This is a genomic window from Dactylosporangium sucinum, assembly GCF_014647515.1.
GTDB lineage: Bacteria > Actinomycetota > Actinomycetes > Mycobacteriales > Micromonosporaceae > Dactylosporangium > Dactylosporangium sucinum.
The window spans coordinates 263,133-275,580 of record NZ_BMPI01000006.1; the positions used below are offsets into that span (position 1 = coordinate 263,133).

Annotated in this window: 12 protein-coding genes, 1 tRNA gene and 1 pseudogene; 10 read left to right on the forward strand and 4 right to left on the reverse strand. The window is 67.6% G+C overall.

The window, feature by feature from the left end; genetic code table 11:
• Positions 1 to 102: 102 nt before the first annotated feature.
• The 3 genes and pseudogenes from purM (at position 103) to amcA (ending at position 2,693) form a co-directional block, all read left to right on the forward strand.
• Complete coding sequence (purM, locus tag IEZ31_RS08405; protein WP_190249176.1) at positions 103 to 1,257, forward strand: phosphoribosylformylglycinamidine cyclo-ligase; 1,155 nt, start codon at positions 103 to 105, stop codon at positions 1,255 to 1,257.
• A gap of 163 nt (positions 1,258 to 1,420) precedes the next feature.
• Positions 1,421 to 2,522, forward strand: a pseudogene (amcB, locus tag IEZ31_RS08410) (cyclophane-forming radical SAM peptide maturase AmcB); the annotation flags it as partial.
• Positions 2,523 to 2,555: 33 nt separating this feature from the next.
• On the forward strand, positions 2,556 to 2,693 hold the full coding sequence (gene amcA, locus IEZ31_RS08415) for a multiple cyclophane-containing RiPP AmcA (protein ID WP_373294537.1): 138 nt from the start codon (positions 2,556 to 2,558) through the stop codon (positions 2,691 to 2,693).
• Between the two features lie 128 nt (positions 2,694 to 2,821).
• Here amcA and IEZ31_RS08420 read toward each other — a convergent pair whose 3' ends face one another.
• Positions 2,822 to 3,055: a DUF3073 domain-containing protein gene (locus IEZ31_RS08420; protein ID WP_190249179.1), complete on the reverse strand. Its 234-nt coding sequence runs from the start codon at positions 3,053 to 3,055 to the stop codon at positions 2,822 to 2,824.
• Between the two features lie 207 nt (positions 3,056 to 3,262).
• Positions 3,263 to 4,321, reverse strand: coding sequence for a Glu/Leu/Phe/Val dehydrogenase dimerization domain-containing protein (locus IEZ31_RS08425; RefSeq protein ID WP_190249180.1), 1,059 nt, complete (start codon positions 4,319 to 4,321; stop codon positions 3,263 to 3,265).
• A 132-nt stretch (positions 4,322 to 4,453) separates the two neighbouring features.
• Between IEZ31_RS08425 and IEZ31_RS08430 the strand changes: the two genes are divergently transcribed.
• Together IEZ31_RS08430 and IEZ31_RS08435 are read left to right on the forward strand one after the other, a co-directional pair.
• Positions 4,454 to 5,293, forward strand: coding sequence for a DUF8083 family protein (locus IEZ31_RS08430; RefSeq protein ID WP_190249181.1), 840 nt, complete (start codon positions 4,454 to 4,456; stop codon positions 5,291 to 5,293).
• A gap of 609 nt (positions 5,294 to 5,902) precedes the next feature.
• Positions 5,903 to 6,112: a BldC family transcriptional regulator gene (locus IEZ31_RS08435; protein ID WP_033365012.1), complete on the forward strand. Its 210-nt coding sequence runs from the start codon at positions 5,903 to 5,905 to the stop codon at positions 6,110 to 6,112.
• Between the two features lie 107 nt (positions 6,113 to 6,219).
• Here IEZ31_RS08435 and IEZ31_RS08440 read toward each other — a convergent pair whose 3' ends face one another.
• Positions 6,220 to 6,597, reverse strand: a complete 378-nt coding sequence (locus tag IEZ31_RS08440) for a PPOX class F420-dependent oxidoreductase (protein WP_190249209.1) — start codon at positions 6,595 to 6,597, stop codon at positions 6,220 to 6,222.
• Between the two features lie 81 nt (positions 6,598 to 6,678).
• Between IEZ31_RS08440 and IEZ31_RS08445 the strand changes: the two genes are divergently transcribed.
• Together IEZ31_RS08445 and soxR are read left to right on the forward strand one after the other, a co-directional pair.
• Positions 6,679 to 7,386, forward strand: coding sequence for a glycosyltransferase family 2 protein (locus tag IEZ31_RS08445; RefSeq protein WP_190249182.1), 708 nt, complete (start codon positions 6,679 to 6,681; stop codon positions 7,384 to 7,386).
• Positions 7,376 to 7,840, forward strand: coding sequence for a redox-sensitive transcriptional activator SoxR (gene soxR, locus IEZ31_RS08450; RefSeq protein ID WP_229834467.1), 465 nt, complete (start codon positions 7,376 to 7,378; stop codon positions 7,838 to 7,840). Before IEZ31_RS08445 ends, soxR begins: the two co-directional genes overlap by 11 nt.
• On the opposite strand, the gene IEZ31_RS08455 is transcribed toward soxR, so the two are convergent.
• Positions 7,806 to 8,777 carry an NAD(P)H-quinone oxidoreductase gene (locus IEZ31_RS08455; protein ID WP_190249183.1) on the reverse strand — a complete coding sequence of 324 codons (972 nt, stop codon included), beginning with the start codon at positions 8,775 to 8,777 and terminating at the stop codon, positions 7,806 to 7,808. The genes soxR and IEZ31_RS08455 overlap by 35 nt on opposite strands.
• A gap of 711 nt (positions 8,778 to 9,488) precedes the next feature.
• Between IEZ31_RS08455 and IEZ31_RS08460 the strand changes: the two genes are divergently transcribed.
• The 3 genes from IEZ31_RS08460 to IEZ31_RS59340 all read left to right on the forward strand — a co-directional run bounded on the left by IEZ31_RS08460 (position 9,489) and on the right by IEZ31_RS59340 (position 11,798).
• Positions 9,489 to 9,579: transfer RNA gene (locus tag IEZ31_RS08460), tRNA-Ser, on the forward strand.
• 592 nt (positions 9,580 to 10,171) lie between these two features.
• Positions 10,172 to 11,023, forward strand: a complete 852-nt coding sequence (locus IEZ31_RS08465) for a pentapeptide repeat-containing protein (protein WP_190249184.1) — start codon at positions 10,172 to 10,174, stop codon at positions 11,021 to 11,023.
• Positions 11,016 to 11,798, forward strand: coding sequence for a TIR domain-containing protein (locus IEZ31_RS59340; RefSeq protein ID WP_373294538.1), 783 nt, complete (start codon positions 11,016 to 11,018; stop codon positions 11,796 to 11,798). The genes IEZ31_RS08465 and IEZ31_RS59340 overlap by 8 nt, the downstream gene beginning before the upstream one ends.
• Positions 11,799 to 12,448: the final 650 nt, after the last annotated feature.

Sequence of the window (12,448 nt, forward strand, 5' to 3'; positions counted from 1 at the left end):
ACGTCGCCGCCAGTCCGGGTGGCGCGGGCGCACTGCTGCGCCCGTGACCCGCCCACCCGAAGCAAGCGCGGTGGCCGCCGCGAGGCAATCTAAGGGGAGAAAGTGACGCACGTGGATGAGCGCGCCGAGAAGGCCGGTGAGACCGGCCAGGGCAGCACCCCCGAGCGGCAGCTATGGACCGCCGGCAACGGCAGGAGCCGCCGACGCACCGTGACCTACGCGGACGCGGGCGTGTCGATCCACGCCGGCGAGAAGGCCGTCGAGCTGCTCCGCACCAAGGTGCACCGGACCCACCGGCCCGAGGTGATGGGCGACATCGGCGGATTCGCCGGTCTGTTCAAGCTCGACCTCAAGAAGTACAAGAGCCCCATCCTCGCCTCGTCGACCGACGGGGTGGGCACCAAGCTCGCCATCGCCCAGGCCATGGGCATCCACGACACGGTGGGCATCGACCTGGTGGCGATGGTCGTCGACGACCTGGTCGCGTGCGGCGCCGAGCCGCTGTTCCTGCTCGACTACATCGCCTGCGGCGAGGTCGTGCCCGACCGGGTGGCCGAGATCGGGGCCGGCATCGCCGACGGCTGCCGTTACGCCGGCTGCGCGCTGCTGGGCGGCGAGACCGCCGAGCACCCCGGCGTGATGCGCCCGGACGAGTACGACATCTCCGGCACCGGCGTCGGTGTCGTGGAGGAGGACGCGATCCTCGGCCGCGACCGGGTCGAGGTCGGCGACGTGGTGATCGCGCTGCGCTCCAGCGGCCTGCACTCCAACGGCTACTCGCTGGTCCGCCACGTGCTGCTCGGCGCCGGCCGGATGCGGCTCGACAGCGTCATCGACGAGTTCGGCAAGCAGCGCACCCTGGGCGAGGAGCTGCTGACCCCGACCCGCATCTACGCGAAGGACTGCCTCGACCTCATCAAGGAGGCCGACATCCACGCGTTCGCGCACGTCACCGGCGGCGGCATCCCCGGCAACCTGGTCCGCGTGCTGCCCGACCACGTCGACGCGGTCGTCGACCGCGCCACCTGGCGCCCGCAGCCCATCTTCGAGCTCGTGCGCACCAAGGGGCGCATCGAGGACTCGGAGATGGAGAGCACCTTCAACATGGGCGTCGGCATGATGACCGTCGTCTCCGCCGAGGACGCCGACCGGGCGCTGGCCTTCCTGGCCGGCCGCGGCATCGACGCCTGGCAGGTCGGCGAGGTCATCGAGGGCACCGGGACCGTCCAGATGGTCGGTTCCCACACGCGCGGCTGAGGAACTCCCGGCGGGGCCTCCGAAGGAGTGCGAGCGCCCCGCCGGAATGCGCGAGATACGCCTGTTTGATCATCCGGGGCTTACCGCGAACGAGCATTGGACCTAGGCTGAAGCGACACGTCCCTATATCCGAAAGGAGGACGGGGCGGTGTCGTGGAGCGGCATGCGGGGAATCTCGCCGATCCCGGGCTATGTCGTGCTCCAGCCCACAACTCTGTGCAATCTTGACTGCACGTACTGTTACCTCCCCTTCCGGGCGCGGAACGACCGGATGAGCCCCGCGGTCGCCGCGGCGGTCGCCGCCTCGGTGAACCCCTGGGCAGCGGCCGACGAGCGCTTCTCGGTCGTCTGGCACGGCGGCGAGCCGCTGGCCGCCGGGCGGAATGCCCTCGCCGAGCTGATGGCGCCGTTCGCCGGCGTCGAGCACCACGTCCAGACGAACGCCACGCTGATCGACGACGCGTGGTGCGAGTTCTTCGCCGCCCACGGCATGCGGGTCAGCGTGAGCGTGGACGGGCCGGAGGAGCTCAACGGGGACCGGGTGAACCGCTCGGGCGCCCCGATGTACAAGAGCATCCTCACGGGAATCGAGGCACTCAAGCGGCACGGTGTGCCCTTCTCGGCGCTCTGCGTCGTCAGTCGACCGAGAAAAGGGCTCGCCGAGCGGCTCTACGCCTACTTCCTCGACCTGGGCTGCGACGTGCTCGGGATCAACATCGAGGAGCAGGAGGGCGTCAACGCCCGGGTCAACGCGTTCGGCGCCGACGCGGTCCGGGCGTTCTGGGCGGAGCTCGTCACGGCGTGGCGGCGCGACCCCCGGATTCACGTGCGCGAGATCGAGTGGACGCTCCGGTACGCCGGGGCGGTGCTCGACGGCACGGCCGACGGCATCCTGCCGGCCACGCTCGACCCGATCCCGACGGTCGCCACCGACGGGCGGGTGTTCCTGCTCTCGCCCGAGCTGGCCGGGTTCACCGACGCCCGCTACGGCGACTTCTCCTCCGGCAACGTGCTGACGACCCCGCTGGCGACGATCCTGGCCGGGGCGGCCACGTCGGCGGGGTGGGTGCCGGAGTACCTGCGCGGCGTCGAGGCGTGCCGGGCGAGCTGCCCGTACTTCGGGTTCTGCGGCGGCGCGCACGCGGCCAACCGCTACTTCGAGCACGGCAGGTTCGACACCACCGAGACGAACCACTGCCGGAACAGCAAGATTCGCCTTCTGGAGGGAGTGCTGGACCATGCCGGAGCACGCTGACCCGGTCACCGAGCGCGTCTACGAGGCCGCGAGCGGCCTTCGTGTGTTGCTCGACGAGGCCGCCGCGGCACGGGCCGCCCGCGCGGAGGCGAGCGGTGAGGACGGCGCGAGCGCCGTCTGCGCCTGGAACCACTTCGAGAACATCCCGACGTTCTACAACTGGAACAACCGTCCTCGTTGACGGTCACCAGTTACGCCGAGACACCCGCACGTTGACCGTCGAGAGCACGGTGCAGCGTGCGGGTGTTTGCGACACGACTCGGGCACGTGGGGTTGTCCACGTGCCCGTCAGCCGGGTTGACCCAATGGTCAACGACCCCGTGAGCGCCAATCGTCGTCACTGGAGGGGTCGGTGTAGTTGCCGTCGTCCTCGTCGTCAGCCTCTTCGTCGACATTATCGCCATACTCGGCGTAGTCGTCGCGTGACTTAGGGCTGCCCGACGCGAGCTCGCGCTGCAACGCGTCGAGGTCGGTGTTGGGGGAGTGATACTTCAACTCCCTGGCCACCCTAGTCTGCTTGGCCTTCGCACGGCCGCGCCCCATGGCTCGACCCCCTCGCACAGAATTACGGGGCAGCCATTACCGGCAGGCCCCGACAACGTCAGGCATCTCTCGTGGCTCTTACGGTACATGTCGCGGGCACCTTTCGGCATCTCGCCCCTACCGACCATTTCGGTGGCGTTGCTTACCCGACCGGTCTGGTTGGGTAAGCACCACCGTCCCGCCTTGGTCGTCACGGGCCCGCGACGGTCACACCAAGATGGTACGGAGCCGCCCGACCTCGGCCATCCGCCGTTCGGCGAGCCGATCGGCGGCAACCGCGGGAGGCACCCCCTCAGCGGCTGCGAGCTGCAGAATCTGCTTCGTGGTGTCGTAGATCCGCCCGGCCCGCTCCTTCGCCCGGGCGAAGTTGAAGCCCTCGATCTCGTCGGCGACCTGAATGACACCGCCGGAGTTCACCACGTAGTCCGGGGCGTAGAGCACGTCGCGGTCGGCGAGCAACTTTTCCACCCCGGGGTGAGCCAGCTGGTTGTTGGCCGCCCCCGCGACGATCTTGGCCTGCAGCACCGAGACGGTCTCGTCGTCCAGCGCGCCGCCGAGGGCGCACGGGGCGTAGACGTCGAGCGGCTGGCGGATCAGCTCGTCGTTGCTGCCGACCAGGTCGACCTCCGGATAGGTCGCGCCGGCCCAGGCGAGGGCGCGCTCGGACACGTCGGTGGCCACGACCGAGGCGCCGTCGTCGAGCAGATGCTTGGTGAGGTGCTTGCCGACCTTGCCCAGGCCGGCGATGCCGACCCGGCGGCCGACCAGCGTCGGGCTGCCCCAGCGGTGCTCGGCGGCGGCCCGCATGCCCTGGAACACGCCGTACGCGGTCAGCACCGACGAGTCGCCGGCACCCCCGTGCGACTCGGAGCGGCCGGTGACGAACCGGGTCTCCTTGGCCACGACGTCCATGTCCTGGACGTAGGTGCCGACGTCGCAGGCGGTGTAGTAGCGCCCGCCGAGCGACTGCACGAACCGCCCGTAGGCCCGCAGCAGCGGCTCGCTCTTGTCCTTGTCCGGGTCGCCCCAGATCACGGCCTTGCCGCCGCCGAGGTCGAGCCCGGCGAGGGCGTTCTTATAGGCCATGCCCCGCGACAGCTCGAGGACGTCGTGGAGCGCGTCCTCCTCGGAGGCATAGGGGTAGAACCGGGTTCCGCCGAGCGCCGGACCGAGGGCGGTCGAGTACACGGCGATGATGGCGCGCAGGCCGGACTGCCGATCGTGGCAGAACACAACCTGCTCGTGGCTGGTGGTGAAGACACCCATGGATGCTCCTGAGGTGTTCCCGGGCCGTCCTCGTGAGACGGCGCCTGGCTGAGGTGCGGTGACCCGACCCTAATACGTCTTACCCCGCGGGCGGCTTCGCGCCGTTCGGCCGTTTCGTGCGACGATCGGCGCGTGCCGTCGCTCTTCGCGTCATACCTGCGGGTGTACGAGCCGCTGGCCGCCTTCGACCGCGACCACCAGCTGTACTGGCGTCGCTACGTCAAGGAGGGCCGGGCCGTCGCCCTCGCCGACGGTCCCGGCCGCCAGCGCACCGCGGTCCTGGAGGCCCTCGGCGCCGGGTGGACGCGCCTGCCCGACCTGCCGGACGATGCCTACGTCCTTGAGGCGGACGACACGCTCCTGGTCTGCCCGTGGAACCTGCGCATCCGGGTGGCCGAGGCCGCCCTGACCGCCCGCGACGGGGTTCCCAGTGTCATCGCGGACGCGTTTGTACCGCCGGTGCTCGCCGGCCTGGCCCAGACCGTCGTCGACGACTGGCGCAACGGCGAGCAGGTCCTGGAGCGGGGCCTCCCCCGCGTGCACGAACAGGTCGCCACGTGGGGCGTGCCGCTGCGGTGGTTCGTCTTCGTCGACCTGGAGGAGCGGGAGCTGTCCCTGCGCCCGGGCCGCCGGGTGCTGCGCTACCGCACCGAGATCTCGAAGGCCCGCCGTCGCGCCCATCGGGCCTACGCGGTGCTCCGCCGTGCGATAGGGGATGCGCCGATCACGGTGGCCGTGGAGGAGACGGCGCGGTGGCTGGAGGAGTTCCACTCGCGCTCGATCGTGGAGCTCGACTACGGCGGCCTCGTCCACCTGATGTCGGACGACACGCTGGCGATGGACGACTCTCCCGGCCTGGTCTCGGCGGGCCTGTCGAACGTGGCCCGCGGGGACGCCGACGCGGCCACCGAGGTCTACGAGAAGCTCGTGGAGCGCTGGCGCGCCGTCCAGCTGCTGGAGCGCTGCAACTAGCGCCGCCCATGATCGATGGCGAGCTCTGGTTGGCATGGCGACCAGAAGTCGCCGTCGATCATGGAGCCACGGCCGCGGCGGCACTGCTCGCGACGCCCGGCACGGCCCGCGCAGTACCGCCGAATCCCGGGCAATCCGGGCACTCCGACGCCTTGATCGCGCAGCGTAGCGAGGGAATTTCGCACGGCTCGTGAGCCGTCACACCGACTCCGCCGGAGCGGCCGAGCACTCGTGGCGACCGTGCCAACTGCGGGTTCCACGGACGTAAATGTCCGGTTTCCACGACACCCAATCGAGTGTCACCCTCAGCAACCGAATCGCTCCCCGGCGACGTCCGTTATGACGCATTGGGTGGACTTTGTGAGCTACCCATCACCCGACGGGTGAGCTAAATTCGTATCGGATCACTCACCCAGCGTCGCAATCGGTCACCCTTTATCCCATTTCGTAGTAGCAAAACGGGAAAATTCACTTATTCATCATCCGTCCATACAGGGACCTTCAGCCGTTCGGCCCATGTCGGACATCGGGGACTAGCCGGACCATAGGAAACGCGTCGGCCGGCGGGACCCCGTCCGACGTTCCTGGGTACCTGTGGAGGAGTGACCGATGCCATCTCGCACGCATGAACCTGAGCCGTTGCTAACGCCGGCTGAGGTCGCGTCGATGTTCCGCGTCGACCCGAAGACCGTCACCCGTTGGGCGAAGGCGGGCAAGCTCAGCGCCATCCGGACGCTCGGAGGCCACCGGCGCTACCGCGAGTCCGAGGTGCGGGCCCTGCTGCAGGGCCAAATCCCCCAGCAGCGCCAGGGCGACTGAAGCAAGACAGTACATCGCCCCGCTCCCTGGTGCCAAACGACACGCTTGTATCCGCAACGCGCTCGGATCGTCACCCCCCGGCGGTCCGAGCGCGTTGCCGTACGCGGTCATACGAGCGTGATCCGGACCCCCACCGTCCCCTCCACGCCCCGCCGGCGGACGCTCATCCAGACGAACATCCGGCCCCGCAGCCCGTACTTCTGCTTGATGAGCTCGCGCGCCCGGCGCCCGCCCTCCGGCCCGAGCACCGTCGCGTGACCCTGCACGGCGGGGCCCTTGGGCACACCGCGGACGGAGCAGGGCGCCACGGTCACCGAGCCGTCCCGGCGGATGCGTTTCACCTTGCCGGACGCGGCGACCGTCCAGATCAGCAGGCCGTCGTCGTCGCGAACGCCCCACACCGGCGTGGGCACCGGCGTACCGTCCCTGCGGAATGTGGTCACCAGGATGTACTCTGCCTCGCCGAGTTCGTCCAGCACGCTGATACGGCACACCATCGGGCCGTCACACGCAAGGGTGACGAAACGCTAGTCTGATGGTCCAGCCCGAATCCTTCGGAGATCGTGATGAAGCTGTCGATCCTGATGCCGGTCTACAACGAGGAAGAACGCGTCGCTGACGCCGTCAAACAGGCGCTCGACGTCAACTACCCGACGGAGATCGAGCTCGTGATCGTCGACGATGGCAGCCGCGACCGCACGGCCGAGATCCTCGGCGGCATGCACGACGAGCGCGTCCGCGTCTTCATTCACCCCCGCAACAAGGGCAAGGGCGCCGCCATCCGCACCGCGGTGGAGAGTGCGACCGGCGACTACATGGTCATCCTGGACGCCGATCTGGAATACGACCCGCAGGACATCCCGAAGCTGCTGGAGCCGGTTCTCGACGGCCGCGCCACCGTCGTCTACGGCAACCGCACGTTCGGCAGCCACAGCTCCTTCTCGTTCTGGTATGTCATGGGCAACAAGGCGGTCACCACCGCCGCCAACATGCTGTTCAACTGCTACCTCGGCGACCTGGAAACGTGCTTCAAGCTGATGCCGATCGAGCTGTACCGCTCGCTGCACATCAAGTCGGCCGGCTTCGGCATGGAGGCCGAGGTGACCGGCAAGCTGCTGCGCAACCGGCACCGGCCCTACGAGGTGCCGATCAGCTACCGGGCGCGCACCCGCGAGGAGGGCAAGAAGATCACGTGGAAGGACGGCGTCGAGGCGCTGTGGATCCTCTCCCGTGAGCGCGTCCGCAAGCCGAACCAGCCGGCCCGTGCCCGCTGAGCTGCTCACCATCGGTGAACTCTCGGCTCGCAGCGGCGTCGCCCCTTCCGCGCTGCGCTTCTACGAGAAGCTCGGCCTGATCCACGCCACCCGCACGTCCGGCAACCAGCGCCGCTACGAGCGCACGGAGCTGCGCCGCGTCGCCTTCATCCGGATCTCGGCCCAGGTCGGCATCCCGCTGGAGACGATCAAGGACGCGCTGGCCTCCCTGCCGGCCAACCGCACCCCCACCAGGGCCGACTGGGCCCGGCTCTCCAGCAGTTGGCGCAGCCATCTCGACGAGCAGATCGCGCTGCTGGGCCGCCTCCGCGACACGCTGACGGACTGCATCGGCTGCGGCTGCCTCTCGCTGAAGAGCTGCAGCCTCGCCAACCACGCCGACCGCCTGGCCGCCAAGGGCCCGGGCCCGGTGATCCTGACTAAGCCTTCCCCGTCGGTTTCGCCTGCAGGATGATCTTGCCGAAGTGCTCGTTCGACTCGAGCACCCGGTGCGCCTCGGCGGCGTTCTCGATCGGCACGATCCGGTCGATGACCGGCCGGATCAGCCCCTCCTCGACGAGCGGCCACACCTCTTCGCGCACGCCCCGCAGGATCGCGGCCTTCTGCGCCGCCGTGCGGGACCGGAGCGCGGTGGCGGCGACGGTACCGCGCTTGGCCAGCAACGCACCGAGGTCCAGCTCGCCTTTCCGCCCGCCCTGCAGCCCGATCACCACGAGTCGCCCGCCGTCGTTCAGGGCCTTGACGTTCTGCTTGAGGTACGCCGCGCCCATGATGTCGAGGATGACGTCCGCGTTCGTGGTCTCGGCGAAGTCCTCGGCCGTGTAGTCGATCACCCGGTCCGCGCCGAGCTCCAGCAGCCGCTCATGCTTGCCTTTTCGCGCCGTCGCCACGACGTGCGCCCCGAGCGCCTTGCCCAGCTGCACGGCGAACGTCCCGATGCCGCTCCCGCCACCGTGGACGAGCAGCGTCTCCCCCGGCTTGAGCCGAGCAAGGTCCACCACGTTGGAGAACACGGTGGCCGCCACCTCCGGCAGCCCCGCGGCGTCGACCAGGCCGACCCCCTTGGGCACCGGCAGCACCTGCGCGGCGGGCGCGGCGACCCGCTCCGCGTACCCACCCCCGCCGATGAGCGCGCAGACCTCCTGCCCGACCCGCCAGGTGTGCACGCCGTCGCCCAGCTCGACGATCCGCCCCGAAACTTCCATGCCCGGGTACGGCGGCGACCCCGCGGGCGGCGGATAGGCCCCCTGCCGCTGCAGCGCATCGGCCCGGTTGACCCCGGCAGCCACCACCTCGATCAGCACCTCGTCCGAGGCGACCTCGGGTTCGGCCACTTCGGTCCACCGCAGCGCCTCGGGCCCACCGGGCTCCGCAATCGTGATCGCATGCACGCCCTCATTCTGCCGCCGGCGGCCACTGATGCCACCACCGCCGGTGGAAGCCCCGCCACGGATCGCGGTCGCGGCGGTCCTGATCGCCCCGATCGGCCCGCTGGGTACCCGCCGGGGCAGCGCTCTGGCTGGGCGTCTCCGCAGGCGTCTCCGCGGGCGCCTCGGCCTGCACGACCGGCGCGGCGGGCGACGCTACGGCTGCCGTCCGCGCGACGGACTCCGTGACCCTCGGCGCTTTCGCCTTCCTGGGTTTCACGGGTGTACTGCCGGCACCTCCCACGTCGAGCATGGGTTGGGGAGCCGCAGGCACGGCACCGAAGTTGATCGGCGAGGGACTCCGCATCTCGGGCACGGCTACGGGGAGCGCCACGCCGTCGTCGCTGCTGGGCTGGGACGGCGCATGATGTGCGGCAAGGTTCCCGATGGCGAGCACGCCCACTCCCCCGGCAACGAGCAGCCCGGCCACGGGCAACCACGCCGGCGGCCGCCGATGCCGAGTAACGCGGGGAGCCCAAGGATCGTTGAAGAGAAGTCGCATAGGCCAGTTTGTGCACTGGGCTGGGGTTTTTCCGGACATTACGGTTGATCCGGTGCAGATCCCACCCGCACGTGTTCGACCACTCGCCCCTACCCGCCGACCCGGCCGACCGACCCCACCCGGGTGATCGAACGCGGATGGCGGGGGTCTGGCAAACTGGGCAACGCTCGTCGGGAGGGCTCGCCTAGTGGCCGATGGCGCCGGTCTTGAAAACCGGTGAGGCGTTCCGCGTCTCCGTGGGTTCGAATCCCACGCCCTCCGCCAAAGATCCGCCGAAACACCAGCTGAGCAGCCAGAACGCGGCCCAGCGGGCGCTTTCCTCGGCAGATCGGCTGCCTCGCTCAGTCTCAGCCGAGCCCACCACGGCCCACTGGTCTTGCATGAGCTGTGTATTGGGGCGCGGCGTGCCTGGTTAGGCGCTGCGGTTCTCCCGCTGGGTGCGCAAGGGCTATCAGCGACCGAGGAAAATCTTGAGCAACTGCAGGGCACGCCGACGGCGGCGGGGTCGGCCGACCAGAGGTAGACAGCGGCGAGCACCGCAGTGCCACCTGCGGTAAACAGTGCAAGGGCAGTGAGGTCGGGCATCATCATGGAAGGCCCCTTCGCAATGGGATCGCCACGATGGTCCGCGCCGGCAAACTTGAGCGAGTTCCGGCGCGGACCACCGTTTGTGTGCGGCGTGGCCCCGGCGGGGCTGCTCAATCCACCGTGAACCAGCCCCAGGCGGCATTGACATTGCGCACCGAAGCTCACCAGCGGTCGCCCGAAGTCCTCCAGTTGTTGACAGGCGGCTCCAAGTCGCGCCGGGCCGGCGCCCGACGAGCGTCGTCCCTTTACAGGTTTTGCCACCTTCGACATGCTGGTTGCCACCATGAGCGAGCAGCCGAGCGCGATCACGCCAAATCTTGAGGCCGGGCATCCGTTGCTGGCACTTCGCGAGCGGCTCCGTCTGCTACATCTGCGCAAAGGGAAGCCTAGTTCCCGGGAAATTCACCGTCGAACTGAAAGAGCGATCAGCCACACCACGGCCTCCGCAGTGCTGCGCTGCGAAAAGAATCCAAGGTGGGGCCAGCTTGAGCTGGTCGTCGAAGCCCTCGACGGCGATCTTGAGGAGTTCCGGCCGCTCTGGATGGCTGCCGAAGAAGCGAAGACTGCCCAGAGCCGCGTAGCGGTAGATAGCGATCAGGCAACGCCTGCAGATTTGGACCTTGGAGCGCCGAGCCGTTCGGCGGCAGAAGAGCAGTCAGAGGTGGCAGCAGCCGCAGTGGTTCGCGCCAGGCAAGATCACAGGCCGCCAAGGCGAAAGGGCGCAGCAACTACGACAGCGACGGCCCCGATGAGGGATCGTGACGCGGTGCATTTCAGTGACGCGGGCCGACGCCAGTTCAAGAGCCGTGGCGAGGAGCCAGGCGTTGCAAGCGTAAACGAGCTTCGCAAGCGATACGACAACGGCGAGCGCACGTTTTGGTATGCCGAACTCGACGGAGCTGATCTACGTGGAACGAACCTAGAAGGTGTGTCGTTCTACTGCTCGTCTCTTATAGGCGTGAATATGGATAACCTTAATCTCACCCACGTGCAGCTAAAAGGGGCCAACTTATCTGGCGCAACAATGCGCGGTGTGGACTTGGTGTCATCGGACTCAATCGGAGCAGATTTCCGTGACGTCGACCTTAGTGGATCTAATCTGACTGGGACCCATTTTTGAGCGTGCAAGATTTTCGCGCGCAGTACTCGATGGCGCGAGATTCAACAACTCCACGCTCTGCGGTGCCAGATTCGAGGGATCCTTCCTGGACGGCGTCAGGATCACGAGTGCGAACCTCTGCGAACTTGACGTGAGGCCGTTCTGTGACGCCCGTCGAATTGCCCACTCAGGGCCATCTGAGATTGACGCACGCACTGTCATGCTTTCGTACTCTCATCCACGTCTCAAGCGATTCATGCTAGACTGCGGGGTTCCGGAATTGTTCGCGGAATACATGATAGATTGCGCACGCGCCCTTGGGGAACCGCTGATAAGGAGCATGATGCAGAGCAGCTTTATCAGTTACGGCGGCCCCGATGAGAGGTTTGCAAGGAAGTTGTATGACTCCCTGAGACGCAACTCGGTGATTACGTTCTTCTTTCCTGAGACTGCGACCATAGGAGAGAGGGCAGGTAACGAGATATATAAAGGCATACAGAGTTACGATCGCATAATACTGATCTGCTCACGTAACTCTCTAGATCGCCCGGGCGTTCTGAATGAGATCCAAGAAACATTGGATCGAGAGGCGCGAGACGGTGGCGCCACGTATCTACTTCCAGTTACATTGGATGATTACATCTTCGCCGACTGGTCGCCCGCCCTCTCGTCACTAGCGGAACGCGTAAAGGGTCGCGTCGTTGCGGATTTTCGTGGAACTGCACGTAGTGCTAGAGCATTTGATGCCGCACTTAGCCGCTTGATTGATGCGCTCAAGGTCAGGCGGCCAAGTTGACCATCACGGCGAATGCTGTCGTGGCCCACACGCCGACACCGACCAAAATAGGCAGGCGCCGCGACGCCGCCCGAGGGACGGCGCTTCGGTCGCTGATGTCATGGCTCGACATGCTCACATATAGCAATAAATCCATCAGTTGGCCAAGAAGTCACGGTAGGATCTCCGCCTGCGCCATTAGCGTGGCGTTAGTCCGGGACGATCGAGGCCGCTCCGGGCCGGTCAAGTTTGCAGCTATCTCCAAGCAGCTCAATTGAAGCTGGGCGTTGTCCACTTCCCAAGCCGACAGTGAGCGCTCGAGTCCCGCGTTCGCCCCAAACATGAGCGCTCGGGCTCTCGCGCATTGCTGCGAGACATGTCCCCATGTCGTATGACCTGGCGGTGTGGGAAGGGAAGCGGCCGGCGGATGACGCGGCCGCCGGCGAAGTCTTTGATCGCCTCTTTGAGAAGTACGCCGAGGTGGCGCCATTTGCCACTTCCCACGCCCCGCATCCGTGCCTACCTCGACGCGCTGCTGGAGCGCTGGCCCGAAGAAGTCAAGGACGACGAAGACGTGGACGACCCATGGTCGGTGTAGGGTCGGGCGCTGGCGCGGTGACTCGATCTGGGCGTAGGTCCAGCAGCCTTCGTGCCGGCGGTTTCCCGGCCGG

Excerpts from the sequence above, each read along its gene's own strand:
- IEZ31_RS08420 (WP_190249179.1), bottom strand. The coding sequence starts at position 3,055 with ATGGGGCGCGGCCGTGCGAAGGCCAAGCAGACTAGGGTGGCCAGGGAG.
- IEZ31_RS08425 (WP_190249180.1), bottom strand. The coding sequence starts at position 4,321 with ATGGGTGTCTTCACCACCAGCCACGAGCAGGTTGTGTTCTGCCACGAT.
- IEZ31_RS08435 (WP_033365012.1), top strand. The coding sequence starts at position 5,903 with ATGCCATCTCGCACGCATGAACCTGAGCCGTTGCTAACGCCGGCTGAG.
- IEZ31_RS08445 (WP_190249182.1), top strand. The coding sequence starts at position 6,679 with ATGAAGCTGTCGATCCTGATGCCGGTCTACAACGAGGAAGAACGCGTC.
- IEZ31_RS08465 (WP_190249184.1), top strand. The coding sequence starts at position 10,172 with ATGCTGGTTGCCACCATGAGCGAGCAGCCGAGCGCGATCACGCCAAAT.